The 25109-nt window shown below is 43.5% G+C and carries 17 protein-coding genes; 3 read left to right on the plus strand and 14 right to left on the minus strand.

Annotation, left to right across the window (positions count from 1 at the left end; all coding sequences use genetic code 11):
• Nucleotides 1-35: 35 nt before the first annotated feature.
• From CC97_RS10700 to CC97_RS10735, 8 genes are all read right to left on the minus strand, one after another.
• Nucleotides 36-728 carry a hypothetical protein gene (locus CC97_RS10700; protein ID WP_044974964.1) on the minus strand — a complete coding sequence of 231 codons (693 nt, stop codon included), beginning with the start codon at nt 726-728 and terminating at the stop codon, nt 36-38.
• A gap of 2 nt (nt 729-730) precedes the next feature.
• Entirely contained in the window at nt 731-2392 is a 1662-nt protein-coding gene (locus CC97_RS18875) for an SPFH domain-containing protein (RefSeq protein WP_049962838.1), read from the minus strand.
• 61 nt (nt 2393-2453) lie between these two features.
• Nucleotides 2454-4463 carry an SH3 domain-containing protein gene (locus CC97_RS18880; RefSeq protein WP_049962839.1) on the minus strand — a complete coding sequence of 670 codons (2010 nt, stop codon included), beginning with the start codon at nt 4461-4463 and terminating at the stop codon, nt 2454-2456.
• Nucleotides 4464-5439: 976 nt separating this feature from the next.
• Nucleotides 5440-6369 carry a L,D-transpeptidase family protein gene (locus tag CC97_RS18885; protein WP_049962840.1) on the minus strand — a complete coding sequence of 310 codons (930 nt, stop codon included), beginning with the start codon at nt 6367-6369 and terminating at the stop codon, nt 5440-5442.
• 229 nt (nt 6370-6598) lie between these two features.
• Complete coding sequence (locus CC97_RS10720; protein ID WP_049962841.1) at nt 6599-7660, minus strand: M15 family metallopeptidase; 1062 nt, start codon at nt 7658-7660, stop codon at nt 6599-6601.
• Between the two features lie 6 nt (nt 7661-7666).
• Nucleotides 7667-8914 carry a dockerin type I repeat-containing protein gene (locus CC97_RS10725; RefSeq protein WP_044974965.1) on the minus strand — a complete coding sequence of 416 codons (1248 nt, stop codon included), beginning with the start codon at nt 8912-8914 and terminating at the stop codon, nt 7667-7669.
• A 26-nt stretch (nt 8915-8940) separates the two neighbouring features.
• Nucleotides 8941-9882, minus strand: a complete 942-nt coding sequence (locus CC97_RS10730; RefSeq protein WP_197021858.1) for an expansin EXLX1 family cellulose-binding protein — start codon at nt 9880-9882, stop codon at nt 8941-8943.
• Between the two features lie 193 nt (nt 9883-10075).
• Nucleotides 10076-11218, minus strand: coding sequence for a hypothetical protein (locus CC97_RS10735; RefSeq protein ID WP_044974966.1), 1143 nt, complete (start codon nt 11216-11218; stop codon nt 10076-10078).
• A 406-nt stretch (nt 11219-11624) separates the two neighbouring features.
• Between CC97_RS10735 and CC97_RS10740 the strand changes: the two genes are divergently transcribed.
• The 3 genes from CC97_RS10740 to CC97_RS10750 all read left to right on the plus strand — a co-directional run bounded on the left by CC97_RS10740 (nt 11625) and on the right by CC97_RS10750 (nt 14022).
• Nucleotides 11625-12185 (plus strand): sigma-70 family RNA polymerase sigma factor, encoded by a 561-nt coding sequence (locus tag CC97_RS10740; protein ID WP_049962842.1) that lies wholly within the window; start codon nt 11625-11627, stop codon nt 12183-12185.
• The gene (locus CC97_RS18890; protein ID WP_049962843.1) at nt 12185-13444 is read left to right on the plus strand and encodes a hypothetical protein; all 1260 of its coding nucleotides are present in this window, start codon (nt 12185-12187) and stop codon (nt 13442-13444) included. Before CC97_RS10740 ends, CC97_RS18890 begins: the two co-directional genes overlap by 1 nt.
• Before the next feature lie 251 nt (nt 13445-13695).
• On the plus strand, nt 13696-14022 hold the full coding sequence (locus tag CC97_RS10750) for a hypothetical protein (RefSeq protein WP_044974967.1): 327 nt from the start codon (nt 13696-13698) through the stop codon (nt 14020-14022).
• Nucleotides 14023-14308: 286 nt separating this feature from the next.
• Here the strand turns inward: CC97_RS10750 and CC97_RS10755 are convergent, their stop codons facing one another.
• The 6 genes from CC97_RS10755 to CC97_RS10780 all read right to left on the minus strand — a co-directional run bounded on the left by CC97_RS10755 (nt 14309) and on the right by CC97_RS10780 (nt 24723).
• On the minus strand, nt 14309-16945 hold the full coding sequence (locus CC97_RS10755) for a glycoside hydrolase family 9 protein (protein ID WP_049962844.1): 2637 nt from the start codon (nt 16943-16945) through the stop codon (nt 14309-14311).
• Between the two features lie 182 nt (nt 16946-17127).
• Nucleotides 17128-19677 (minus strand): glycoside hydrolase family 9 protein, encoded by a 2550-nt coding sequence (locus CC97_RS10760; RefSeq protein WP_044974968.1) that lies wholly within the window; start codon nt 19675-19677, stop codon nt 17128-17130.
• 362 nt (nt 19678-20039) lie between these two features.
• A complete protein-coding gene (locus tag CC97_RS10765; RefSeq protein ID WP_044974969.1) occupies nt 20040-21437 on the minus strand; it encodes a DUF4340 domain-containing protein in 1398 nt (465 codons plus the stop codon).
• Nucleotides 21434-22918: a GldG family protein gene (locus tag CC97_RS10770; protein ID WP_242848214.1), complete on the minus strand. Its 1485-nt coding sequence runs from the start codon at nt 22916-22918 to the stop codon at nt 21434-21436. Before CC97_RS10770 ends, CC97_RS10765 begins: the two co-directional genes overlap by 4 nt.
• Before the next feature lie 11 nt (nt 22919-22929).
• Nucleotides 22930-23661 (minus strand): ABC transporter permease, encoded by a 732-nt coding sequence (locus tag CC97_RS10775; RefSeq protein ID WP_044974971.1) that lies wholly within the window; start codon nt 23659-23661, stop codon nt 22930-22932.
• Between the two features lie 96 nt (nt 23662-23757).
• On the minus strand, nt 23758-24723 hold the full coding sequence (locus tag CC97_RS10780) for an ATP-binding cassette domain-containing protein (protein ID WP_044974972.1): 966 nt from the start codon (nt 24721-24723) through the stop codon (nt 23758-23760).
• Nucleotides 24724-25109: the final 386 nt, after the last annotated feature.

Here is a 25109-nt window from a genome sequence, read left to right on the forward strand (position 1 = left end):
AGCCTATAAATCAAACTTGTGATTTACTGAAATGCTCATCTTTTTTTAGACGATTTGCATATTTCGTTTCTTATGCTTAGTTTTTCCTGTATTGATTTTATATCATCGGCAACAGCACTTCCGTCACTAAGCATTGATGTAAGATTATCAAGATCTTTCAGAAGTTCTATTTCTGCCTGAAGTGTCTCGTCTGAAGAAACCGGATCGCTGTATTTAAAAGACTCAGCAAGTTTCTTAAGTTCTGATTTTAAAGCAGCATCATTAGTATACGCTGAAAGACTGCCGGATTTATTTCTCAGTTCGGTCATGGCAGATGTACTGACTTTAGCAGAATCATCTATTCTCTCAATTGCCTCTCTTGCAATCTCTCCGCTTATACTGAAAATCAGTGCTGTCGTCAGAACTAAAACACAGATCACTGTTGACAGCCAGAAAGGTATATAATTTCTGCCGCCTGCAATAATTATTATAAATGATACTACCGTCTGTACGAACAAGTATATATATCCTATACGGAAAACAGGCAGGCCCATAATTTTACTTTTGGCGGTATCTTTTTCTTCAAAGGCGATTTTAAATACAGGAACCTGAATAAAAACTGCAGTAAGTTCAAAAATATATGCTACCCAGAAGTTCTCATTTTTATTGAAAGGAATTAAAAATGCAATAATACTGAACGCAGCTGCTATTACTCCGATAATTATCATTGCTTTCTTATTCTTAAACATAGTTATTCTCCTTTCTTACTACCGCACATATTACAGAAAGCCCCGGTAATGCCCTTATTACCGCATGTGCAGTCCCACGTTTCAGCAACTGACGGTTTTTTCGAACCGCAGTTGCTGCAAAAATTGCCCACAATGCCTTTGCAGCCGCATACGCAGTCCCATGTTTCAGGTTTTTTAGCTCCGCATTGATTGCAAAACTTACCTGTAATATTCTTGTTCCCACATGTGCAGTCCCATGTTTTAACCGGAAAAGGCATTTTACTTCCGCACGAATTACAAAACATACCCTGTGCCGTATTTCCACAGCTGCACTGCCATGACGTCTGAACCGATGGAGTATCGGTATTGTTCTGTCTGTTTTGATACATGTTGCCGAACATATCACCTATCTTTGGAGCTATACTGCCTGCTGCAGCAAGTCCCAGACCAATTCCAAGAATATCACCGGTTGCGCCGCCGCCTGAACCGTTTATAACCATGTTTCCGATACCCTCGGCATACGCCTTCTGAACATCAGCCTGAATTACATCTCTCTGCGTATAACCTTTAGCCTGCATTATCTCAGCCTCAGTAAGTCCCTGCATTCGAAGCGCCTGAGCTTCTGCCTGAGCCCCAATTACGCGACGTTCAGCCACACTCTTAGCAATCTCGGTTTCAGTGAGCTGACGCTGCATTTCTGCTTCACGATGCGAAGCCTCAATTGCCGCCTTGCTCTTTTCCTGTTCTGTACGATATAACGTTTCCGACTGAGCTTCCATTACTTTAATATTAGCCTGTGCCTGAAGCATTTTCGCCTGAAGAGTAACTGTATGAAGATCTCGTATACGTCTGAAATTCGGGTCTTCTTCAGGAAGAACTATACTGGTAACGTAAAACTGCGAAACAGCCAAACCATACTCCTCGAACCCATCTATGATCTTATTCTTCAATGTATCAGATATAAGATCCAGTTTCTCATCTATTTCAAGAAGATCAATTTCGTTTTGTTTTATTACTGCCGGAAGATTTGTTTTTACTGCATTTGAGATCAACGGACGAAAAGCCTTCTGTAAAGACTTCGTAAACCCATTTTCTTCTGATTCCCATGCAATACCATTTGTTGTACCAACAAGCTTTAAAAGCAGTTTGCGTGAATCTTCAACCATTAAATTCATTTCACCTGATGCACCAAGCTCCAGCGGAGTTCCGGTAAGAGGATCAATAAAACGTACCTTATCAGATGTTCCCCATTTAACTCCCATCTGTACAGTCTTATTAATAAAATAAACTTCACTTTGAAAAGGCGTATCGGTATTGGTTGATATAGAATACAATTTCTGAAGAAGCGGCAGATTCTGCGTTTCAAGCGTGTATCTTCCTGCACTGAACAAATCAAGTGCCTGTCCGTCACGGAAGAAAATAGCTTCCTGTGATTCACGAACTATAAGCTGCGAGCCATAATTAAAATTTTCTACAGGATGCTTCCATACAAAAGTACTGTTATCACCCTCATACTGTATAGTGGATACCAGCCCCTTCTTTCTTTCTTCATACATTGCCTTAGCCTTAGCAGTATCTATTACCGTTTTACACATAGGACAGGTATACTGTCTGCCAAGATTCTGAAACAGTCCAAGATCGGTCATTCGACCGCAGGTTGGACATTTAATGGTATGTTTGCTCATAGCTCTCTACGCTCCTTTATTGAATATCATGTTAAAAATGTTCATATTACTCATGCCTTACCTAGCTGACCCAATCCTTCGATACAAATCCATACTTATAATTGTAATAAATATAATACCATCCATTTTCGATACCATATACATTTATAGCTGTTCCATTTGGAATTTCAGCAATTATCTCATATGACGTACCCGGTCCTTTACGCATATTTAATACATCACCATTTGTTCTGACATAAGCGGTAAATCCTTCACTATACATTTCCAGATTTTCAGATGTGTAAGCTGTTCCTGCGTTATTTCCGGATGATGTATTTGTACTGAAACTGGTATTATACATAATTGATATCCAGTTCAGATTGCTGTACTGCGATTCAGCATCGTTAAACATAGTTTCTGAGACCGGAAGATCATTTCTGAAATATCCGTCAGCATTTTTTCCAAGTTTGTCTATAGGAACTGCCCGATTTGAATCATTATATTCAAAATATGAATTCAAAGTTCCGCCTCCATAAATTGTTACAGAAAAATAATGCCTGTCAGGACATATTCTTAAATATCCCCAGCCTTTATAAGCTTCTACAAACGAACTGCCATTATAATAATATATTTCAAAAGCAGAATCAGTCAGAGGAGCATAGCTGTCGATCAGTTCCGGAACACCATCACCGTTAAGGTCATAGTCAAGTGTATAATTCAATGAACCAGGAATATAATCATCATCTGTTCCCATTTTATCGAATTTCTCCATTGCTTTTGCGGCTGCTTTTTTAAGATCATCTGCGGAATATAAATTCCCTGAAGATGTTGTTTCCGGCTTTTCTGTAACCTTAACTGTATTTTCTTTCTCCTGGATCGTTACCTCATTTCCCGAATCAGAACTTTCGGCTGATGTTGTCCGGCTTTCACTATTATGCGGCATAGTATGAGCCGGATAGTTATCTGATACTGAATCAGACGAAAGCTTACCGGAACTGCTGTTATCTTCGCCTCGGTTAAATAATAATACGCACGCTATAACTATCCCTAATCCAATAATGCAAATTGATCCTATGATCAGAGCTAAAACAGACGAATCCTTTTTTTCTGATTCATCTTTTTCCGAAGAACTCTCGTCCTGATCACTGACTTCTTCCCTGATCACCTGCTTTTCCTGTATAGCAGGTGCAGCATTGTCTTGGCCGGTTATCTTCTTGATCCCGCGGATAAGATCCTGCAGGAAACCTATTTTCGACATATCCTGCGACTGAAACAGTGAAAGCTCATTCGGAAGATCATACGGATCCATATCTCTGTACGCTGGTATCAGTATACGGTTCTTGTCTTTCTGCATGATCTGAAGATAACGGCTCCACTCATTTCTTACCCAGACTGCATTAAAGTATTCCGGTTTTGTTCCGACTACTACCATTACTTTAGCTGAATTCAGCGCTGCGAATATATACGGTTCATATTCAGTTCCGAGTTTAGACTCAAGAGTGATCCTTGAAAAGAAAACTTTAAATCCTTCCTGTGTCAGACCATAATAAAGATCCTGTGCCAGTACTGAATCAACTGTGCGCCTTCCGTTTGCATCGGTTTCCTTGTAGCAGATAAAAACATCAAACGGTTCTTCTCTGTAGGATATATTCAGAATTTTTTTCTGGATATCATTAATTACCTTTGCTTCCCGCTCATAAATATCCCGCTGCATAGTATCAGCACAGGAAAGCGCAGTCAGATAATCCGGATCTTCAAGTATAGATTTATACTGCGTTCTGTGACATGTCGGTATTTTATTTTTAGTCACCGGATCATCAACATATTCTATACCGTAACGGCATAATACTATTGACCAGAAAAGTTCTGCATCACTTCCTGATTCAGCCGCCATTTTTTCATAGATCTCTGCTGCTTTGTCAAATTCATACTGCTGACGGAAATGGCTGGCGCGATTAAACATATTTATCTTCTGCTCGTCATTGATCTTAGGCAGAGTTTGTTTCGTTCCGCAGTATTCACATTCACACACTGTAGTGCCTTCAGATATTTCCAGTGATCCTCCGCACATTTTACATTTAAAGACTGCCATTCCTATCTCCCCCAATAACACATTTTCTTTTTACAACAACTCCAGTAAGCGTTTCTATTTAAAATCAGCTTCTATAATTTATCTAAAAATATATTCTTCATGAGTTACTGCATCTTCCTGCTTATAAAAAACTGTAAAAGCTTCAAGTTCGCTGTGAGGATAGGAAGGATTATTGGCGATATATTCTGTGTAATAATCCTAATTATAATCTATGAAATTTCGAAGATAATGAATTCCGAAATTCAGTGCATACTTCCGTACAATAATTAACAAACATACAATTCGAAACTTAAATTTTAAAACAATAGACAGCAAAACAAAACACCGCAAGCATATAGAATACCTGCGGTGAAATTAATAGTCCTGTAACCCCAATAATAATTGCAGCTAATCGACCATCCCCACAGTCCTTAAGCTTTAAAAAACGTATCCCCATACGTTTTTTATTAATCTAATGTACAACATCAAAAAGTTAACATTATTCAAATTCCCTATAATTATATTATACAAAAAAATCAATTAAAGCACAATAAATTTTACGAAAATTGTAGTAATTTCGTTGAATATAAACATCAGACAGTTAACAATTTTAGTTGTTTTCGCCAACGCTATATATGTATGGAGAAAACAAAAACATAGTTTCGGGTATTAACCTTTAATAATTAAAATTCATGACGATATATATTGTGCCGTAAATTAAATTATTATCTTAAAGATTATCGATTAATACAAGGAGAAGCTAAAATGAAAAGACGAAACTATTGAAGCTTTCAAGGATGATGTTGCAGCTAATATAACAGACGGGTCTGTAATTGTTGACTGAACTCATACATTCAAGTAACCGAAAGCACCTTTCTCAATGCACAAAAATGGTGAGCTGCCTTCGGCAGCTGTTTGATAGTAAAAGCATCGCGATGCCTGATACCTTTTTTGAAACGGCGGGAAACAGAAAGCATATGCAGAAAAAATCCGGTAATCAATGAATAATGATTACCGGATTTTTTGAACTGTCAAGCCATTTCAGAATTTCAAGCATATCTTTTTCAGGAACAGCAACACACCCTGCTGTGTAACTGTCGGTCATACAGTGAAGGAAAATAGCTGATCCCTTATATTTTTCCACGGGATCCATATTATAATTGATCACAACTGAATATTTGTAAGCCGACGGATAGTCGGTCAGATGTTCCGCACTGTTCCAGCTTATTTCGTCGCTTTCAACCCACTGATTATACAGAGACGACAGCGGATCATCGACCCAGTAGCAGTTTTCATTTATCTCTCTGTATTCGATCTTCAGATCCTGCACAGGCTGAGTGCCGAATGCAAAGCCCAGATCAAATACGCCTTCCGGAGTACAGTAATCTCCTTCTGTACTGTTTGCTGAAACGCCGTTCTTTCCTACTGCTCCTGTAGTTTCGAACAGACAGATCCATGAATCATCTTCTTTTTCACAGACTGAAACATAACATGATCCGTCACTTGTATCTACAGTAATAACCTGCTCTGAATCTGCAATTACTTCCGGGTCTGTCCCGAACTTTCTAAGGTATTCATCAACATACGAAGCTGAAGCCGGATCTGCTGTATTCAGTGCGGTTACTGCGAAATCTGTTACATCGCATTCCGTTACAGGCTCTGTAACATTCTCCGACACATCGGAATGAGTTCCTGTACCTGTTACAAACAGAATTTCAGTATCATTTACAGTCTCTTTTACAGTTTCACTTACTGTCTCTTTTGCAGTTTCATTTGCAGTATCTTTTACAGTTTCAGATTCAATTACAGTTTCATTTATCGTTTCCTGCTTTTCATTCAGACCGGAACATCCTGATAATCCGGCACATAAACCTCCGGAGAGTACTAATCCGGTAAGTGAATATTTAAAAACAGACTTAACCGTCATTATAATCCTCCTCTGAAAACATCTTCTATAAGATGTTTATCATTTCTATTCAGCAACCCCAAATACGTACTTTTCTATTATAACGCAGATATCATCTTCATACAAGAATAAATTACAGTGAACATGGGCTGATTTTTCGTTTACTGTAAATTTTACCCTGAATAAACAGGGAGCAGCCGGAGGTTCTTTTATCTCCGGCTGCTCCCTTTATGTATAACTGAATTTCGTTTTATTCACTGTAGCACGATGTAAGTCCGAAATATTCTTCCATGCAAAGACCGCTTTCATAAAGGGTTTTCGCAAGATCTGTTCCTACATAACGCAGGTGCCATGGCTCGTACTTGTATCCGGTGATATCTTCCTTACTCTGCGGATAGCGGATAATAAGACCGTACTTCCAGCAGTTTTCTGCTACCCATTTGCCTTCGGCTGTGTAGGCGAAACTGCTGTCAATGGTGTTAAGGTCAAAGCATAGGCCGGTGTGATGTTCGGAATGACCAGGACGTGCGGAATATGTGTCCGCTGCGGCCTTGCCGTCGCGTGCGACATAACTGTTGTAGATCCTGTCCTGTGTGGATACGCTTCTGTATCCGGATGCACACCAGAGATTCAGCCCCTCATTTGCAGCATCTATGCACATCTGTTTAAATGCTTCGTTTGTTTCTGGAAGAAGGTATTCGCCCCTGGTTCCGTAAGCTGTCACAAGTCCGGACGGTTCATAGTCCTGCGGTACCGGATAGGACTTGTTTACGATAAGAACACCGTCAGCATACTTCAGTTCAGCATTGTTCACCACCGGAGCAGGTGCAAACTCCCGTTCCGGTTCCTGTGACGGTTCAGGCTCAGGCTCCGGTGAAGGAGACTCCTCCTGTTTCGGAGACTCATTTCCCGGAGAACTGTTGTTCTGTCCGCCGGAATTACTGTTTCCGGAATCATTACCGCCGGAAGACGAATCTCCGGATGAATTATCTGACGGTTTGTTTTCAGAAGATGAGTTTCCGCTGCCGCTTTCATTTTTATTGTCTGATGATCCCTTTTTCTCAGCCTCTGAAGTTTCTGCTTCAGTCACCGGCGCAGTCTCCGGTTCTGTCACACTTACTGAAACCTCCGTTACTGCCTGAACATCTTCTGTTTCAGAAAATGCTTCGGTCAGAACTTCATCAACTGCAGATGTCACAGGCCAGATAACATCGTCGCCCGGTCTGACACTTATCTCATCAGTCGGTCCGCACGAACAGAACGTTACCATGCCGGCAAGTGCAATAATAAAAACAACAGCTTTTCTACTCATTTTTCCTTATACCCCTAATAAAATTTTATCCTGCATTAAGAACTGCCTTAATCTTGCAAGGTCTGCAATGTCTACTTTTCCGTCTCTCTGAACATCAGCATCGTCGAGAGCCTTTTCATCTTTTATCTCGCTGTCACCGACAACATGCATCGAAAGTGTTGTAAGATCCATAAGATCAATAATGCCGTCGCCGTTTACATCGCCCGGATTTCTGTCCTCTTCGATCCATACGGCATCAAACTCCATGAAATCACCGTATTCAGCGACCTTTACCTTTACCTCTGTTTCAGGCAGGTAGTAGTCGTCGCCATGCTTCCAGCCGAGAAGTTTGTATCCTTCCTTTGTGTAGGTACATTCATTGAGCTTTGTCCAGCTGTCAAATTCAGCGATCTGGTTCGGCATCTTTCCTTCAGCACCCTCGCCGCCTCTGAACTTCATTCCTACCTTTATCGGTACCCAGACAGCCACAAATGTCTTTCCTTCTTCAGTGACCATAAAACTGTCCTTGAAATCATATTTACGGTCGTTGTCGTTCGGATCAGTAAATCCGTCAAGCTTGTAGCCGAGTCTTGAAATTCTGTCAGTACCTGCAATATCTCTTGAGAATCCCGGATAAGCCTGCACAATGTAATGAGGAGATCCGATAACACCTTCAACGTCACCGGCAAAATAGTCGATCTCGACCGGATCAAGCCAGCAGACTGAAACGTGTGTGTCTTCCTCACCGATAGTTATCGTGCTGAGTGCTTCATGGTATTCACCGTTTACATACCAGCCGTTGAATATCGCATCACCTTTATGCATCGGAATATTAGGAAGATAGATCTGTGTGCCCGGAGCTACCGTTCCGTCCTGGAAAGGTGTAGTATAACCGTAATCCTCAAGTTTTTCATAAGTTACCTTGAATGTACGTCTCCAGACTGGTTCAAGCACTATGTCATGAGCCGGCATGCTTATCGTCTCGCCGCGGCGGTATGTATGCTCTCCGTCAGTCCATGCGTAGTGTGAATATCCGTCTTTTCTGAGCGCCCATGTTGAAATGAGCATTCTGGTACCCTTGACAGCCGGCTCGTTCTCGTCGATCCTGCCGAGTCCGCCTGCTCTTTTATAGGTTATTGTGTAAAGGGTGTCCTGACTGATCTGTTCCTTTTTCGTAGTCTGGGCCGCATCTTCAGCACTGATGAGCGGAGCCTGTAATGTTCCGGCTGCAAGTGCACATATGCAGACCATTGTAAGCAGTCTGTTTGTCTTCATTTTTACGATTCCTCTCTCTTTCCTGCCTATACAGGAAACTGGCTTTTGCCTTCAATTTTTTTATCAAGAACCAAAGGAATGTCACGGTCAACAATAACCTGACCGTAAATGTCAGTCGCCCTGAATGTAAACGGACCAGGACCCATTTCCATGCTTTCGAAATAGTTGTAGCGTCTGCGTTCTATTTCAACGAATTCTCCGTCATCATTAAGGTATTCAAGCTTCGCAATAGGATAGCGGTGGTCAAGAAGCTGCACACCGCACCAGAATTCCGAGCTTCCCTCCTTGAACCTGTAACTTACCGGCACTTTGTCTGCTATATCAAGCGGTACTATCTTCCAGCTCACCGGTACACGGCCTTTTTCTACAGGTGCAATAAGCGGAAATGCGTCAACATAAAGGTCAAGATCGCCTTTCTTTCCTTCCGGAAGAAGATCTGTTACCAGCATGTTGATGGTGCCGAGCTCACCTGTTACTTCAAGATATGCTCCTGCAAGCCTTGCATCGGCATAGTCCTCAAGGTTCATGGCAACAATCCAGTAATCAGTTGAAACCGGATCAAGCATGGCACATCCGCCTACATAACCGCCGCCGTAAAACGTTCCGTCGCCGGTATGCACCGTTCCTTTAGGTTCAAGTATGCATGATTCATCGATAGGATATTCCGCAGGCAGGTCATCTTTACCGCTTACGGGCTCCGTGACATTAAGAATGATGTTCCTCAAAGCAACAAGATCAGCAGCAGTAACAGATCCGTCACCGTTCACATCAGAGCCTTCAGCTCTGTTTCCGTTATCCGCACCGGAAATAAAATGCTTTTTGAGACGTATGAAATCAACAATACTGATTTTTCCGTCACCGTTTACGTCACCTGCGATTACCTTTTCCGCGGCTTTCAGAGGTAAAACTGAAATGGCAGAAATCATAAGACAACCCAGTCCGATGCTGATCAATTTAGCTTTTTTCATATTGAACACCGTTCCTCATTCCGTACGCTGATCAGAGATCAGTACAATACAAATTAATTATAACATACCAGACAGATGAGAGTAAATTAACTGTTTAAACAAATAAAAAGTCAGTATTTCAGAATGCTTACTTTTATTGTAGATTTTTTTACACTGTGCCGAAAGCATAACAACTGCTGTTTATTTCAGAAACTTATGTAAGCGGTTTTATGAGCACAACAAGAAGAACAGCAGCTACCGCAACAGCCGCTCCGATAATAACAGCTTTGCGCACCTTTGCCGAAAGAGGAGAATCAGTCTTCTGTTCATTATTTTCTCCGACTGTGCTGTCCTCATTTTCCACCGGTACAGCATTGCCTTCCGCATCTGTTACAGCTGCGGCATTCTCCGCTGTTTTTCCATCCCCGTTTTCGCCTGATACTGACGCTTCCTTTCCGGATGGTGAGGCAAATGCCTTAGCTTCTTCTGTTACACCTTCTGCTGCTGATTCCACAGGTGCTCCGTTATCAGATGATGAACTGTTTTTATCACCTGACTGCTGTGATGCCCCGGCTGAAGGTGATGACGCCGGCGAAGCTGAAGAGCCGCTCTTTGCTGACGGCGACGCCGCTGTACCAGCTGAAGCCTTTGCTGAAGGTTTGGATTTTGAAGATGGTGATGTTTTCACTGAAGGTGAAGGCTTCACTGAAGGTGAGGAAGCCTCAGACGGTGAAGGCTGACTTTCTTTCGAAGGTGAAGGAGCTGCTTCCTGTGAAGGCTGTTCTGACGGTGAAGGCTCAGGTTCATTGTTTCCCGCTTCTCCGCTGCCTATAATTATTTTTCCGCTCACGCCGGAAAAGCTGCCTTTTTCAAGCTTCTCCTGCTTGCCGCTTTCGCCGACTCTCGAACCTTCAAAATTAAATCCGGATATTTCATAAACACCGTCCGGTGTTCCGGCAGGAATATCTATTTCCAGTCTGCCTATTTTACCCTCAGTCACGTTCATTCCGTCAGCTTCAAGAAACTGTACGGTGCGTGAGCTTGAACCGATAGTCCAGGTACATCCGAAATCGCCCTTAAGTCCTCTCGTTACTCTGAATGAACTGTCCGTATCATAATCAAACTGCAGAGCCGAAATACCGGAGCCTGCATTTTTTATGTAAACCGGAAGCTTGACTTTTGTGCCGGCCTCGCCGGAAACTTCACCGAGCTCTATAATGATCTCATCGCCGGCTTCGGCTGTATATTCAGCTGAACTGATATCTGTAATAAAAAAATCTGCGGTCTGATAAGCCGGAACTGCCAGCAGTGCTGCAGCCGTTACAAACGGTACTGTTTTTCTGATAATATTTTTCAAAAGATTTTCCCCTTTCGTCTTCACAGGCGCCGGATGATCCGGCGTTTCTATATAACAGAATTATTTTCGCTAAGGAAACGCTGATTTATTCATAAATCAGCGTGGGGGCTCCTGGGAGAAGCCCCGCAAATCCCACCTTCGGAAATCCGGCGAAGCCGGATTTCCGGTTTAATCAGTGTTTCCCTGACTATAATTATACTGCAATAACCAGTATCAGTCAACTTAAACAGATTTAATGAAAACTCCCCTTGTTTTTTTACGGATAACCAGTTATAATTAATAGTATATCATAAATCAGATAAAACTTCACAAATAAGTTCAAAAATATTTGTACGAATATACGAATCTTAATTTGTACATGTTAGAATCGACAGAAAAATTACACTAATATATAAGGAGGTGAATCATGCTGGAAGACCGGGATATAATAGATCTCTACTGGCTGCGTTCTGAGTCGGCCATTGAAGAGACTGATAAAAAATACAGAACCCGCTGCATTTACATAGCGCGCAACATACTGAATGATATTTCCGATGCCGAAGAATGTCTTAACGACACCTACATGACTGCATGGAACCGCATGCCGGATGAAAGGCCGAAGTTTCTGGGCGCATTTCTCTTCCGCATAATCAGAAATCACGCAATGAACCGTCTTCGTTATCTGGCAAGCGGCAAAAGGAAAAACGAGGGAGTGCTCGCTTTCGACGAACTGGACGAATGTATCGCCGACACTTCAGACAGCATTGAAGACACAACAGACGAATCAGAACTGTCAGAAATTCTTAACGAATTTATCGCCGGTCTTGATTACAAAAAGCGCTTTATTTTCATACGCAGATACTGGTACCTTGATTCATACGCTCAGATCAGTGCACTTTGCGAAGAAAAGGAAGAAAATATCAGCATGATACTCTCGAGAATAAGAAAGAATCTCCGGAAATATCTGAATGAAAGAGGGTTTTACTGATGAAAAAAGAAAAGCTTTTAAACGCAGTTGAAAATATAGAAGACCGTTTCATCAGTGAAGCTGAAGTATATGATCCTGAAAAAGCAAAGAAGCACCTGTCTCCGGGATTTTTCATAATTCCGGCTGCCGCTGCGGCATCCGTTGCTCTGATATTAGGCGTAAACAACATATATGACAGAAACGATCCATACGGTGATCCTGAAATAGATAATTACACTGTTTCAGAAACTTCGGCAGCAGCGTATCCTGTTTCATCAGAAAACTACGGATATTCCGGTACGGAAACAGCTGCTGCTGAAACTGAGATCTCTCTGGGAACAGGATATGACACTTCCGTCATGCCGGCCACTGAAATATCCGCCGTCGAAACAGGTACGGGTACCGAAGTTACAAAGGCCGCTGCAGTTTCTTCGGCAAAGGCAGATGAAACAGCATCTCCGAAAAAAACGGAAGCACCTGTCACCGAAAGACAGGCGGCACCTGAAACACCTGCCCAAACGGAAGCAGCCGAAGCACCACACGTAAAACCGGAACCGCCTGTTTCTACTGAAGACCACCGGAAACCTGACCCTCCTGTAACTACGGAAGAACAGAACCCTAAACCCGAACCACCGTCTGCCACAGCACCTGACGTAAATCCGGAGCCGCCTTCCACAACTGCGGAAAACGAAAAGGAAACTCCGGAACCGCCGACGACCACTGAGTTAATACAGCCCGCTCCGGGACTTAAACCGCAGCCTTTGTCTTTCGGAAACTATGATGAAGCTATACAGGCGGTGAATACTTATGACCTGAACGATTATGCCGAATACTGCAAAGATGCTTATGAAAGGATGTTTGACAGGATCATTTCCGACGGATTTGTCTACGCACCCGATGATACGGAAAACGATCTGCTGAATACAGAAAAAAGCCGTGTTACGATCCGTCCTTATTCCGCCTATGAGGATATAGCTGTCGGATGTATTGCAGAATATGACACCTCACAGTTCCAGACTACATTCTGCTGTGCCGACCGTGATGTCCTTGCTTCATGTGCAGACCAGACTGAATATTTCAGAAACAGACTGAATCAGGAGTTCGGGATCAGCTGGCAGAACAGCGGCAGAGAGATACTTGTCAAAGACATAGGTGTATGGCACTGCGCATATGCATTTATCGACGACGAACACTATTACATAATCAGAACACAGGATTCAGAAGAAGCTCTTCTCAGATTTGTGAGCAATGTTTCGTTTAAACAGATCCCGCTGTCATAAGGGAAAAAGCTTCTGTCATCTGACCGGCGTCATCCTTATGTGATTATCCACAACGAATCGTTCGCCGATTTGTACAGTATTTATAATCAACTGGCGTTAATTTGCATACCACTTTAACAAACATTCTTCGACATTCCAAAATACTATTGACATCTCCAGCAAAGTCATATATAATAAGAAACGTTCGATTAAACTGCAATTATATTTCCGGAAACGAATTGCAATGATTATTATACTGGAGGTTTTTTCTCGTGAAAAAAGTATTATTTACAGTTTGTTTTGTAGCTGCACTTTGCTTCGCAGTTACTTCATGTGGTACAACAGATAACACAAACGTTTCTGATTCTGCAGTAACAACTGCTGCTGAAACAACAGAAGCTGAAACAGAAGAAGTTACTGAAGAAGTAACAGAAGCTGAGACAGAAGCTGAAACAGAAGCTGCAACAGAAGAAACAACTGCTGCTGAAGGCGAAGAAGCTGTAACAGAAGCTGCTGAAGAAGAAGTTACTGAAGAAGTAGCAGAAGAAGCTCCTGAAGCTGAAGAAACAACTGCTGCTAAAACAACAACTGAAGAATAATCCAAATCAGCACATTCTTAAAATTACTTCATCTATATAAAAAGACATCAGCGATCCCCCCATTATGTGCTGATGTCTTTTTTATTTTCCCTGTAATCAATAGAAGAATGCATAAAACGGCGTTAAAGACGGATGTCTTTAACGCCGTTTTCAGTTATATAAGGAAAACACTGATTATATCGGAAATCCGGCTTCGCCGGATTTCCGGAGGTGGGATTTGCGGGGCTTCGCCCCGGAGCCCCACGCTGATTTATGAATAAATCAGCGTTTCCATAAGAAAAAGTTATCAGAACTTTGTGATCTTCTTTGAAATGTACTGTCTGATAGTTGCGAGGTCTGTAAGAGCAACCTTTCCGTCCTTGTCAACGTCTGCGTTCTTTGCAGCATCGCCTTTGAGTTCCTTCTTGTCAACGAGGCTGAGTGAAAGAACTGAAAGGTCTGTTACGTCGATCTTGCCGTCAAGATTTACGTCGCCGAGAGTTACAGCAAATGTTGCTCCACCTTGACTGTTATTGTTTGCTGTCGGATCTGCAGACTTTACAGGATCAGCTGTTGGCTTTGCTGTCGGAGTTGCAGCCGGTGTTTCAGTTGCCTTGGCTGTTGCAGTAGCAGTTGGCTTGACTGTTGGTGTGGCTGTTGTCTTTGCCGTTGCTGTTGCTGTAGGCTTCGGTGAAGGTGATGTCTTCTTTGTCGGCTTTGGTGAAGGTTCTGCTGAAGGGATCTCAGCAACTGTTCCGTCAGGTTCTGTACCGCCTACGAGAACACCGTCATCGTAAACGCAGATACGGTCATTTCTTACTTCGTTTCCGTTGCCGAAGAATGCGTCATCTTCCTTGAAGATCTTGAGTTCCTCGTAGCTCCAGTCGTTCTTCGGATCCCACTTGTCGCCGTAGTAGAGACCAACGATGAACTGATACTTCTTGCCTGAGTTAGCAATGTTGTAGCCGTCCCATGCAATATCTACATAGTATGTATCAGGTACCTTGTCATACTTGAACGGACCTGTAAGAATACCGTCAGCTGTTTCAACTTCAGCTGAAGACTGGTCGTAGAGTTCCTTTGCTGTATTAACTGCTTCGATACCGCCTGCTACTTCCTTTACATTAAAGTAGTAACGTACTGAGATCTTGTCAGAAGGCTTGTTTGAACCTGTCATTACCTTGAATGATACCTTTGTAACACCTGCGCCGTCAGCGTTGATGTCATCGATACCGCAGGCTTCGATCCAGTAGCCGCTTGCTGCAGGATCACCACCGTCTGCTCCGCCTCTCTTTTCATCTTCCGGCGGGAAGTCAGGTGTAACGTGCATGTCATCTGTACCGAAATATGTGTAAAGGCCAGCGCACGCACCTACGAATGCTGCGTTGTAGTCGATAGTAACTTCGTTTCCTACCCAGTCAGATGTTACGTCTGTGTGCTTGTCGCTTCCGTCAGGACCGCCGGCAAGAGCACCCCAGAGGATGTGTCTGTGTTCACGCGGATCTTCAGCTTCGAGAAGTCCTGAAGCTGCTCTGTGGTGAGGATATTTTACTGAGTTGTCGTTGTAGCCGACAATGTAGCATCTCTTAAGCGGGTTGTCACCCATGATGTAGTGCATCTGGCCTTCTGCCCACTCACTGTTTTCGCCCGGCTTGCCGTCGTTGTGATACTTGTCGATGAGCATTGCGATGAGCTGCATTGCTGTGTTGTAACGTGCTGAGCCCCATACCTGAAGGAATGCGTAGCCGCCAGGTGTTTCGAGACCCTTGTATATCTTCATGCACTTTGTAACTTCATCCCAGAAATCATCAAATACGTATTCGTTCTTGCCGAGAGCCTTTCTTACTACGTTTACGAGGTCAAGCTCAGGATGTTCCTGGTTGATAACTGCCCAGCGGAGGCCGGCACCACTCCATACGTCGTTCCAGCAGTATGCCCAGCCTGACGGTGCATAGTAGTCAAAGTAAGGAGCAGCTGTTTCAAGATATGAAGCATCTCCTGTACATTCATAGAGCCATGAAGCGCACCAGCAGAAGTCGTCTTCCCACTTGTTTGAGCTGTAGTACTGCTTAGGACCGTCACCGTTGTCTGATACTTCAAGTTCGTGTGATGTGGCAAAATCCCAGAGAGCCTTTGCGTAGTCAAGTGACTTCTTTGCGTAGTCAGGATCTGTTTCCTTGAAGTTCAAGTAGTTGATAGCAAGAGAAGCTGCTGCAGATACAACGTAGTCTGTCTGCGGCTTTTCTCCTGTAAGGAAGAATGCCGGTCTTGGCATTGAGTCAACTTCAGGTGATTCCCAGTAAGCGTGGTCGATGTCACCGTCGCCTACCTGATAGCAGTGTGCAACTACCTTGCCGTCTTCGTCAAGGAATGTACACTTCATAAGGTAGTCGTTGAAGTAACGGATAAGTTCTTCGATATGGTCATCCTGACCTGTCTTCTTGTATGCATCACGGAATTCATAGTAGCCCCAGCCGAGTGTTGCAGCTGAGTAGTTTTCAGGCATACCGAATTCAACGTGGTCACCGGCATCGTGGAAACCGCCGGCTACGTCAACGCATCCGTCACCGTCCGGATCAAGATACGGCTTTAATTTTTCTATCTGTGCAGCAGAAAGGTTTACACCGTTGCCCTTGTCATCGATAGGCTGAAGAGGTACTTTTGCATCGTATGTATGACAGTTGCCGCGCCATGGAAGTCTGTTGTGGTCTTCTACTTCAGTACCGCACATGTTTGCGTCATAGAAATACATTGAATACTGAAGAGCACGTGCGTAGTCGTATTCACAGTCTGAATAGTTTACTACTTCGCTGATAGGTGCTGCCTTTTCTTCAGTCTTTGCAGCATCGGCAGCAAGAGCCACTGATGCGCTCAGATTTGAAGCAAGGAGAAGTGCGCTTACAGAAACTGCTGTTGTCTTTGAGAATAATTTTTTCTGTTCCATTTTCTGTTCCTTTCAAAACAATATATCGTTTTCGTACAGCCGCAAAACGGCCGCATTATACCCTACATTAAAATTTTAACATGATTCTGCGTGAAAGTAAATGAATAATACTGCTTATTTTGCATAGCGTTTTATGTACAACTGATAAAAAACAGTATTTTTTTCATATGGCAATCGCATAATCAGCCCAGTTTCGTTATCTTTTTAGAGAGATACTGTCTGAGGGTGGCGAGGTCGGTGAGGTTTACTTTGCCGTCTCCGTCGACGTCGGCATTAGTTTTGGAATTGCCCTTAAGTTCGGTCTTGTCAACGAGGCTTAATGCGAGTACTGTAAGGTCTGTTATATCGACTGTTCCGTTTATGTCGACATCACCCTTGAGATCTGCAGGCGGGAATGTTCCAGGTGTAGCATCAGGTGAAGGGCTCGACTTCGGAGTTTCACTTGTTTTCGGAGTTGTTGTCGGTGACGCTGTTGCCTTTGGAGTCGTTGTCGGCTTTGGTGATGCTGTTGCCTTTGCTGTTGCTGTAGGCTTTGGTGATGCTGCCGCCTTAGGTGCATTGTCCGGAGTGGTTCCGTCCGGTTCAGTACCGCCTACAAGAACTCCGTCATCGTAAACACAGATATATTCGCACTTTTCAACTGTTCCCTTGAAAGGATCATCAACTTCCTTAAGATCCTGATGGCTCCAGTCGTCGGTCGGATCCCATGAGTTGCCCCATGCATATGTTCCGAGAACGAACTGGTACTTCTTGTTTGAGTTGGCGATTGCATAGTCATCCCAGGCCACTTCAACGTAATAGATGTTATCCTTGTACTGTATCGGTTTTGAAAGTGTCGCCGGATGGTCAGCTTCTATCTCAGCCTGGTCATAGAGCTTTCTTAAGGTAAGCTCCTTTTCGCCGATGGATGACATTCCTGTGATGTCGAAATAATATCTTACCGAGATCGACTTTGAAGGCTTGGCAGCTGTTGAACGCACGTAGAGTGTGACCTCGCTTGCCTTCGGGCCGTCGTCCTGAACAACGTCAACAACGAATGCATCGCACCAGTACCTGCTTGTAGGAGTTATTTCAGAAGGATCGGACGGTTCGTCGCTCTTTTCCTCCGGCGGAGGCGGGAAGTCCGGTGTCACCTTCATGGAATCATCACCGAAATAGTGGTAAAGACCTGCACAGGCACCTACGAAAGCTGCGTTGTAGTCGATAGTAACTTCGTTGTAGATGTAGTCGGCAGTAACGTCGATATGATTGTCATCGAGGTCAGGTCCGCCTACCAGTGCTCCGTAGAGAATGTAACGCTGTTCGTCAGTGTCCTCACACTTTGAAAGACCTGAAGATGCTCTGTGATGAGGGAAACGTGCCGATGTTTCGTTGTATCCGACAATGTAGCAGCGGTTAAGCGGATTCTCGCCGAGCAGGTAGTCCATCTGTGACTTTGCCCACTCACCGTACTTTGAAGTCTTGTCACCGTGATATTTATCATAAACAAGAGCAAGGAACTGGGTTGCTGTATTGTAACGTGCAGAACCCCACTGACTGAGGAATGAATAGCCTGCCGGGCTTACCTTCGGAGTGTTTCCTGTCATCCAGTTGTCGATGAGCTTTGCTATCTGGCTCCACCAGTCGACTTCTTCGTATGCGGTCTTGTTCTGGAGTTTCTTGTATTTTTCAACCCATTCAGTGCTTTCAAGTCCTACGCTGTTTGTTACCTTCTTTCCGTAAAGGTCGTCAGCCTGGGCAAGCATTGTAAGAACTGCTGCCCATGTGTCGTTCCAGCAGTATGTCCAGCATGAAGGAGCGTAGTAGTCAACAAGGCTTAAAACTATGTCAAGATATTTTTCATCTTTTGTTGCATGGTAAAGGCTGATAGCTGCGTAGCAGTAGTCATCCTCCCACTTTGTTGATGTGTAGTATCCCTTGCCGCCTTCCTTGTTTACGGCCTTTTCGTCGGCACGTTCAGCAAATTCGAAGAGTGCAAGCGAGTACTTGAGGCACTTCTCGGCATACTCAGGATCTGAGTCTTTAAATACGAGATATGCCATGGTGAGTGAAGCGGAAGTGATCGACAGAACGTCTGTAGAAACCAGTTCATCTGTTGCGAACCAGCCCATACGCGGCATTTCGTCAACTTCCGGTGCGTTCCAGTACTGATGGTCAATGTCACCGTCACCTACCTGATAGCAGAATGCGACAGCTTTTCCGTCCTCATCAAGATAGGTACACTTCATGTAGTAGTCGTTGAAATATCTTATAATAGTTTCAGCGTGATCGTCCTGGCCTGTTGCCTTGTAGGCATCCATGAATTCGTAGTAGCCCCAGCCGACAGCTGCACCGGAATATCCTTCAGGCATACCGAATTTTACGTGGTCACCGGCATCGTGGAAACCGCCTGCGACATCAACACATCCGTCACCGTCCGGGTCAAGGACGTCCTTGTTTTTTGCGATAAACTCCGCTGACATATTTGTGTTTTCGTCATCGAGCGGGAGCTTTGCATCGTATACGTGACAGTCATCACGCCAAGTGTATCTCGTATTCTCGCCTACTTCAGTTCCGCACATGTTTGCGTCGTAGAAATACATTGAATACTGAAGGGCTTTGGCATAGTTCTTTTCAACCTCTGCTGCATTTACTGAAGCTATGCCTGCCGGAAAATACGCTGCAGCCTGTCCAAGGAGCACGAGGCTTGTAACTGCCGCCTTGATTCTGAGCGCATTGTTTCTGTTGTCCATTGCTCTTCATCCTTTCATTTATACTATATTAATAGTATATAGTGATCTGTATATCCGAAAAAATCCCGTCACTTTTTATTTTACCACATAAATGCGTGATTGTAAATCGACTGATGATTATTTGTGTACTTTTAACATCGTACAAATTAAATCCTTTTCTTTGATATGTAAAAAAATTCCGCTGATCCGTTTACAGATCAGCGGGTGTTCAAGGAAATTCCGGTTGATTCAATCAAGCGTTTCCTTATGGAAACGCTGATTTATTCATAAATCAGCGTGGGGGTAAAGGCGAAGCCCCGTAAAATCACACCTCCGGAAATCCAGCGAAGCCGGATTTCCGGTTTAATCAGTGTTTCCTTATATTATTTCATTTTTTCAGTAAGTTCTTTATAGTAAAGAAGTATACCGTTTTCAAGCGATGTTTTCTTTATGACTGTGTCGGTGTACACACCGTTCTCAACTATATAAAGCAAGCTGTCGTCTCCGTCCTTCTTGTAGAATTCAAGAACGTAGTCCTTTCCGTCCTTAATGTCGTAGACTATTTTAGCTTCAGGCTTCTGGCTTTTCAGATTGGTAAGCGTTGTTTCGCATACCTCATCGAAGCACATACCTGTTATTGCATTTATCATATTGTTGAATGTCTCAAGAACGGATTCGTCCTCACGGTTTATTTCTTTACCGTTTACCTTGTATGAAGATGTCTGGCCTTCAGCAACAACGTAGTTGTATTCGATGTTTATCTCTGTTCCCAGTATATCCATCTCAAAATTACTGATGTTTTCAAAGCTCTCCTGATGGAGTCTTTTGTAAAGAATGTCTTCAAGCTTTGTTCCGAAGAATCCGAGTTCAGAAGTCTGGAATATAAAGATCTGGTCGATTGCTCTGTCGTATGCATAGATGTAGTTTCTGGCATCGTCATAGTAATTGCCGAAAATAACATTTACGCTTCTTTTGTCAGATGAAACTTCTATCTGGTAGGACGGATTGTCAAAACCGAATTTTTTCAGATCGGTAAGTTCCTCATTTATAAATGTAACACACTCGGCACGTATGAGCATTGATGTTATCGAGTTGACACTTGACGCATTTACTTCTCCCTGAGGGAACGGTGATTCAAGCTTCCACTCGCTGCCGCTCTTGTTTATATCATAAATGACCGTACCGTGATCGATGTACTTGAGATGGGTGATGTCATCGGTTCCTGAAGCGTCAAAAAGAAGCCGGTCCTTCATGTCATCAAGTTCAGCGCTTATGCTGTCCTTAACATCAGAAGATACTATATATATAGTATCATTTCCTGCAGTCTTAAGATACCATGAGGAATCTCCCGGTACCTGTTTTCCGATTTCGGCTATGTATTCCTTTCCGTCATTCAGTTTGAAGCCCAGTCTGACCGGATCATTCAGTCCGTAAGCCGAAAGATCATCTCCACCGTTCTCGGTTACGATTTTTGTGGCATTCAGCTGGCTCATTCCGGTTGCCATTTCAACGATCCTGTCAGCACTGAATCTGAAAGGTTCGCCTTTTGTGATCTCCCAGCCGTTTCCGGTAAGCTGGAAATAATATTCGCCGGAACTGTTTTTCACGCTCATGCTGGTTATGTCCATCGGATCAAAATCAAAGATCTTAAGCTTCTGGATCTCTTCATAAGCTTTCTTCGCGTCATTGTTCTTCTTTACAAGTACGCCGAAATAAGCGCCTGTTGCAATAACTGCTGCAATAATAAGTCCGATAAGTAATTTCATGTACCGCTTTATCATGCGTTATGCCTCCTGGCCCATACTATTACACCTGAAGCTGCAATAAGTACAGGTAATGCTATCATAATTACAAGAATAATGTTTCCTGTTTTTCTGTCAGGAATTGTTATGTAGTCTGTTGCCGATACCCTTGTAGGGAAAGCATCGCTGGAATTCACCTTGTCCATCCAGCTTATCGCTGAAAGGAAGAGATATGGTCCGAGTGAAGCCGCACCGGCATCTGCTATCTCGCTGTTGAATTCATCACGCAGGAAGTCGTATGAACCTGAAAGGAAGAGCTTGCTTCCCCTGCGGGCTGAATCTTCCGCGTTAAGTGCTATAAGGTACTGGCCGCCCGGAGATTTATAGTCTGCATCTGCTCTGTTTCCTCCGTAGATCTCATCAAATGCAGTATACTGGTACGACGTTGATTCATCGTATATCGATGATACAAGGAAATCCTGCTTAACTGAGTTTGTTCCTTCAGTTTCATCGCCGCTCTGAGTTGAATAGAAGCTGCGTGAGTTCGGCATGAAAAGTGTAGGCTGCAGACTCTTCAGAGCAGATGTGAAATCATTTTCCACGAACTGACAGAGAATTGCGTAACGGTCATCTTTCCAGCAGTTTGCCGAGCTTGTTTCATAGATCCTGTTATAGTTCATTTCTACCTGATATGTTGCAAGAACAGCTTCGATGTTTACAAAAGCTGTCTTTGCTGCTACCGGAGCAAGAAACAATGAAAGATTTCCTCCGTCCGATGCATAGTCAAGGATTATATCCTTTTCTTCAGCAGTAAGATCCTTCTGAGGTGCAGCCATTACTACGGTAAGAGCATCTTCCGGTATCTTCTTTTCTGCCGCAATATCAAGAGTTTTCACTGCATAGTTATTGCCTGTCACTGCGCCGACAAGATTGTTACATGTGTCCGGCTTCGCTTCGTCGTGTCCGGTAGTGAAGTAAACTGTCGGTGTGATACCGCTCTGCAGATAGCTTATAGCACCGAGAATTGCATTTTCTCCGTAGAACTCTACGCTTCCGGTCTGTTCGTTGGTTTTGAACAGAGTCATGAACTGGATCGAACGCTTTCTTCCGTTGCATTCAAGTACGATATCGCCTGCACTGAGATTCATAAGGTTGTCCGGATCGAGTTCCTCGACTTTTCCCGGTTCACTGACAACGTCTATTTCAGTGAGGTTTATCTTGTCGAACTTCTCCATCTGGCGCATGGTCTTAACAAACATGTCGGCCATCATGTATTCTGCTTCGCCCGGTTCAGATCCTTCGTAAAGAAGATCCATGTCATAGAGAACAGTCATGTTCACCGGCTTATCAAGCTCAGAAAGAGATTTTACAGCCGAATCACTGAGAGAATACGCACTGAACGGTGTTACATCAATCGTCTTGTCTGCTTTTGTAAAGATAAGATTAAGAGGTACTGCAACTGCAAGAACAGCAGCAGCAGCGATCCATGCGATGGTATTTATCTTCATTCCTTTTTTCATAGCCACGCTGCTCACCCCCTGCTCCAGCGTCTTTTTTCAACTGAGATCATAGTCCAGCAGAGGAAAACGCCGATGAATGTAATATAGAAAACAACGTCTGAAAGTCGGAAAATACCGGTAGCAAAGCCTTCAAACCTTGACTTTGGCGATACCGCAGCAAGCAGTGATGAAAGCACCGGCTTTTTCTGCATCCATTCAATTGTACTGAAACGGTCCATGAACCAGAGAACGAGCATTGCTGCCTCGCCGAAGATAGCAGCGATGATCTGGTTTTCAGTAAATGAGGAAACAAGCATGCCGACTGCTATACATCCCATACCCCAGAGGAAGAATCCGAGGTAGCCGCATACAAGGCTTCCCCATCTTACTTCACCGTAGATGGCTGTAAGTATCGGATAGAGGAAAGTGAAAGCCATGATCATGGCAAACACGACACCGCAGGCAAGGAATTTGCCCATTACTATTTTAAACACATTGAGCGGTGTTGACATGAGCAGAACTTCCGTGTTCATCCTTCTTTCCTCGGCAAATGTCTTCATTGTAAGCATAGGAACGAGGAAGATGAAGTAGAAGAACTGATTGTAGAAAATTGCAGGAAATGAAAACTGCAGATTGAGCTTCGTAAGCGAGGTTATCCACTGGATGAAGCTGAGAGAGTAGATAAGCACGAACAGCGCGCTTATCACATAAGCCAGCGGAGAATAGAAGTACGACTGCACTTCCTTTTTGAATAACGAAAACATATTAAAAATCCTTTCGAAAAATTACTGAAAAGTACCTTTTAAGTACGGAACAAAACCATGTACATCATCCGGACCGGTCCTGTTCCATGCCGATTTTTATTCGTCGCTGTCACCGGAAGCAAGACCCGAATAAGACTTTCCGCGGGTAACGCTTGCAAAGACATCTTCAAGTGAAACAGAGATCTTTCTGATCTCGGCAATGGAGAAGCCTGCTGCTATCATGCCTGAAACAACAGCATTTCTTGTGTCCTCACTTTCGAGTTCGATCTTGAACTCGCTTAAGTTCTCATCGAGGAAGTTGATCTCCATGATATTCTTTATGCCGCCGATCTCCTTAAGGGCCTTTTCAGCATCGGCACAGGCACCTTCCACACGAAGCACATAAACGATATCGTCTGAAGATCCCGTAAGGTGTTCCTTGGTGTCTACCGCCTTGATCTGTCCCTTGTCGATGATGACGATACGGTCACATACCGCACTTACCTCCTGGAGGATATGTGAGCTGAAAATAATAGTATGATCCTTGCGGAGCATGTTGATAAGATTACGTACCTCCATGGTCTGGTTCGGGTCAAGACCTACTGTAGGCTCGTCAAGGATGAGTACCTGCGGATCACCGATAAGGGCCTGTGCAAATCCGACACGCTGTCTGTAACCTTTGGAAAGGTTCTTGATAACACGGTTCTTCATGTCGGTTATCTTGAGTCTGGAAAGCGCCCTTGCCACCTGGTGCTCGCGTTCCGCCTTCGGGACTTCCTTTATTCCGGCTACAAAACGGAGATACTCGATGACCTTCATGTCAAGATAAAGCGGAGGAAGTTCCGGCAGGTAGCCTATCTTCTTCTTTACCTCCCTCGGGTTGTCCGCCATGCTCATGCCGTCAATAAGTATCTCGCCCGAAGTCGGAGGGAGATAGCCGACGATCATGTTCATGGTAGTTGACTTTCCGGCGCCGTTCGGTCCGAGAAAGCCTAAGATCTCATTTTTGTTGGCCGTAAAGCTTATGCCTTTAACGGCTTCGATCTGACCGTAGTTCTTGGTCAGGTTCTTAATTTCGATCATGTTATGCCATTCACGCCTTTCTGCTTTGTATCAGATAAACTGAAATATTATATAAAAACCATTTGTGTACTGCCGGTGCAACCCGCAGTACGGTTTAATATTATACCATATAAATGTGTATAATATGTGTACAAACGGCTTTCCGGCAAGAAAAATTTATGTAAAATCACAGCAAATCGTTGCCGCAGAGATCAGCCGAATATACACAGATACAATAAAGACATTCATAAAAACATATAATTTAAATCCAACTATACGCAATGTGCTCTAATACTTGCACTTATTTTGTCACATCACACAAAAGTTGCTTTTTAAGCTGACTTTTTATATTACAATATTATCCGTTTTATCTAAAATATTTTTTTGAAGTTTGTTTATTTATCGGG

It is taken from the genome of Ruminococcus sp. HUN007, from assembly GCF_000712055.1.
GTDB lineage: Bacteria > Bacillota > Clostridia > Oscillospirales > Ruminococcaceae > HUN007.

Excerpts from the sequence above, each read along its gene's own strand:
- CC97_RS10700 (WP_044974964.1), bottom strand. The coding sequence starts at position 728 with ATGTTTAAGAATAAGAAAGCAATGATAATTATCGGAGTAATAGCAGCT.
- CC97_RS18875 (WP_049962838.1), bottom strand. The coding sequence starts at position 2,392 with ATGAGCAAACATACCATTAAATGTCCAACCTGCGGTCGAATGACCGAT.
- CC97_RS18880 (WP_049962839.1), bottom strand. The coding sequence starts at position 4,463 with ATGGCAGTCTTTAAATGTAAAATGTGCGGAGGATCACTGGAAATATCT.
- CC97_RS18885 (WP_049962840.1), bottom strand. The coding sequence starts at position 6,369 with ATGACGGTTAAGTCTGTTTTTAAATATTCACTTACCGGATTAGTACTC.
- CC97_RS10720 (WP_049962841.1), bottom strand. The coding sequence starts at position 7,660 with ATGAGTAGAAAAGCTGTTGTTTTTATTATTGCACTTGCCGGCATGGTA.
- CC97_RS10725 (WP_044974965.1), bottom strand. The coding sequence starts at position 8,914 with ATGAAGACAAACAGACTGCTTACAATGGTCTGCATATGTGCACTTGCA.
- CC97_RS10730 (WP_197021858.1), bottom strand. The coding sequence starts at position 9,882 with ATGAAAAAAGCTAAATTGATCAGCATCGGACTGGGTTGTCTTATGATT.
- CC97_RS10740 (WP_049962842.1), top strand. The coding sequence starts at position 11,625 with ATGCTGGAAGACCGGGATATAATAGATCTCTACTGGCTGCGTTCTGAG.
- CC97_RS18890 (WP_049962843.1), top strand. The coding sequence starts at position 12,185 with ATGAAAAAAGAAAAGCTTTTAAACGCAGTTGAAAATATAGAAGACCGT.
- CC97_RS10755 (WP_049962844.1), bottom strand. The coding sequence starts at position 16,945 with ATGGAACAGAAAAAATTATTCTCAAAGACAACAGCAGTTTCTGTAAGC.
- CC97_RS10760 (WP_044974968.1), bottom strand. The coding sequence starts at position 19,677 with ATGGACAACAGAAACAATGCGCTCAGAATCAAGGCGGCAGTTACAAGC.
- CC97_RS10765 (WP_044974969.1), bottom strand. The coding sequence starts at position 21,437 with ATGATAAAGCGGTACATGAAATTACTTATCGGACTTATTATTGCAGCA.
- CC97_RS10770 (WP_242848214.1), bottom strand. The coding sequence starts at position 22,918 with ATGAAAAAAGGAATGAAGATAAATACCATCGCATGGATCGCTGCTGCT.
- CC97_RS10775 (WP_044974971.1), bottom strand. The coding sequence starts at position 23,661 with ATGTTTTCGTTATTCAAAAAGGAAGTGCAGTCGTACTTCTATTCTCCG.
- CC97_RS10780 (WP_044974972.1), bottom strand. The coding sequence starts at position 24,723 with ATGATCGAAATTAAGAACCTGACCAAGAACTACGGTCAGATCGAAGCC.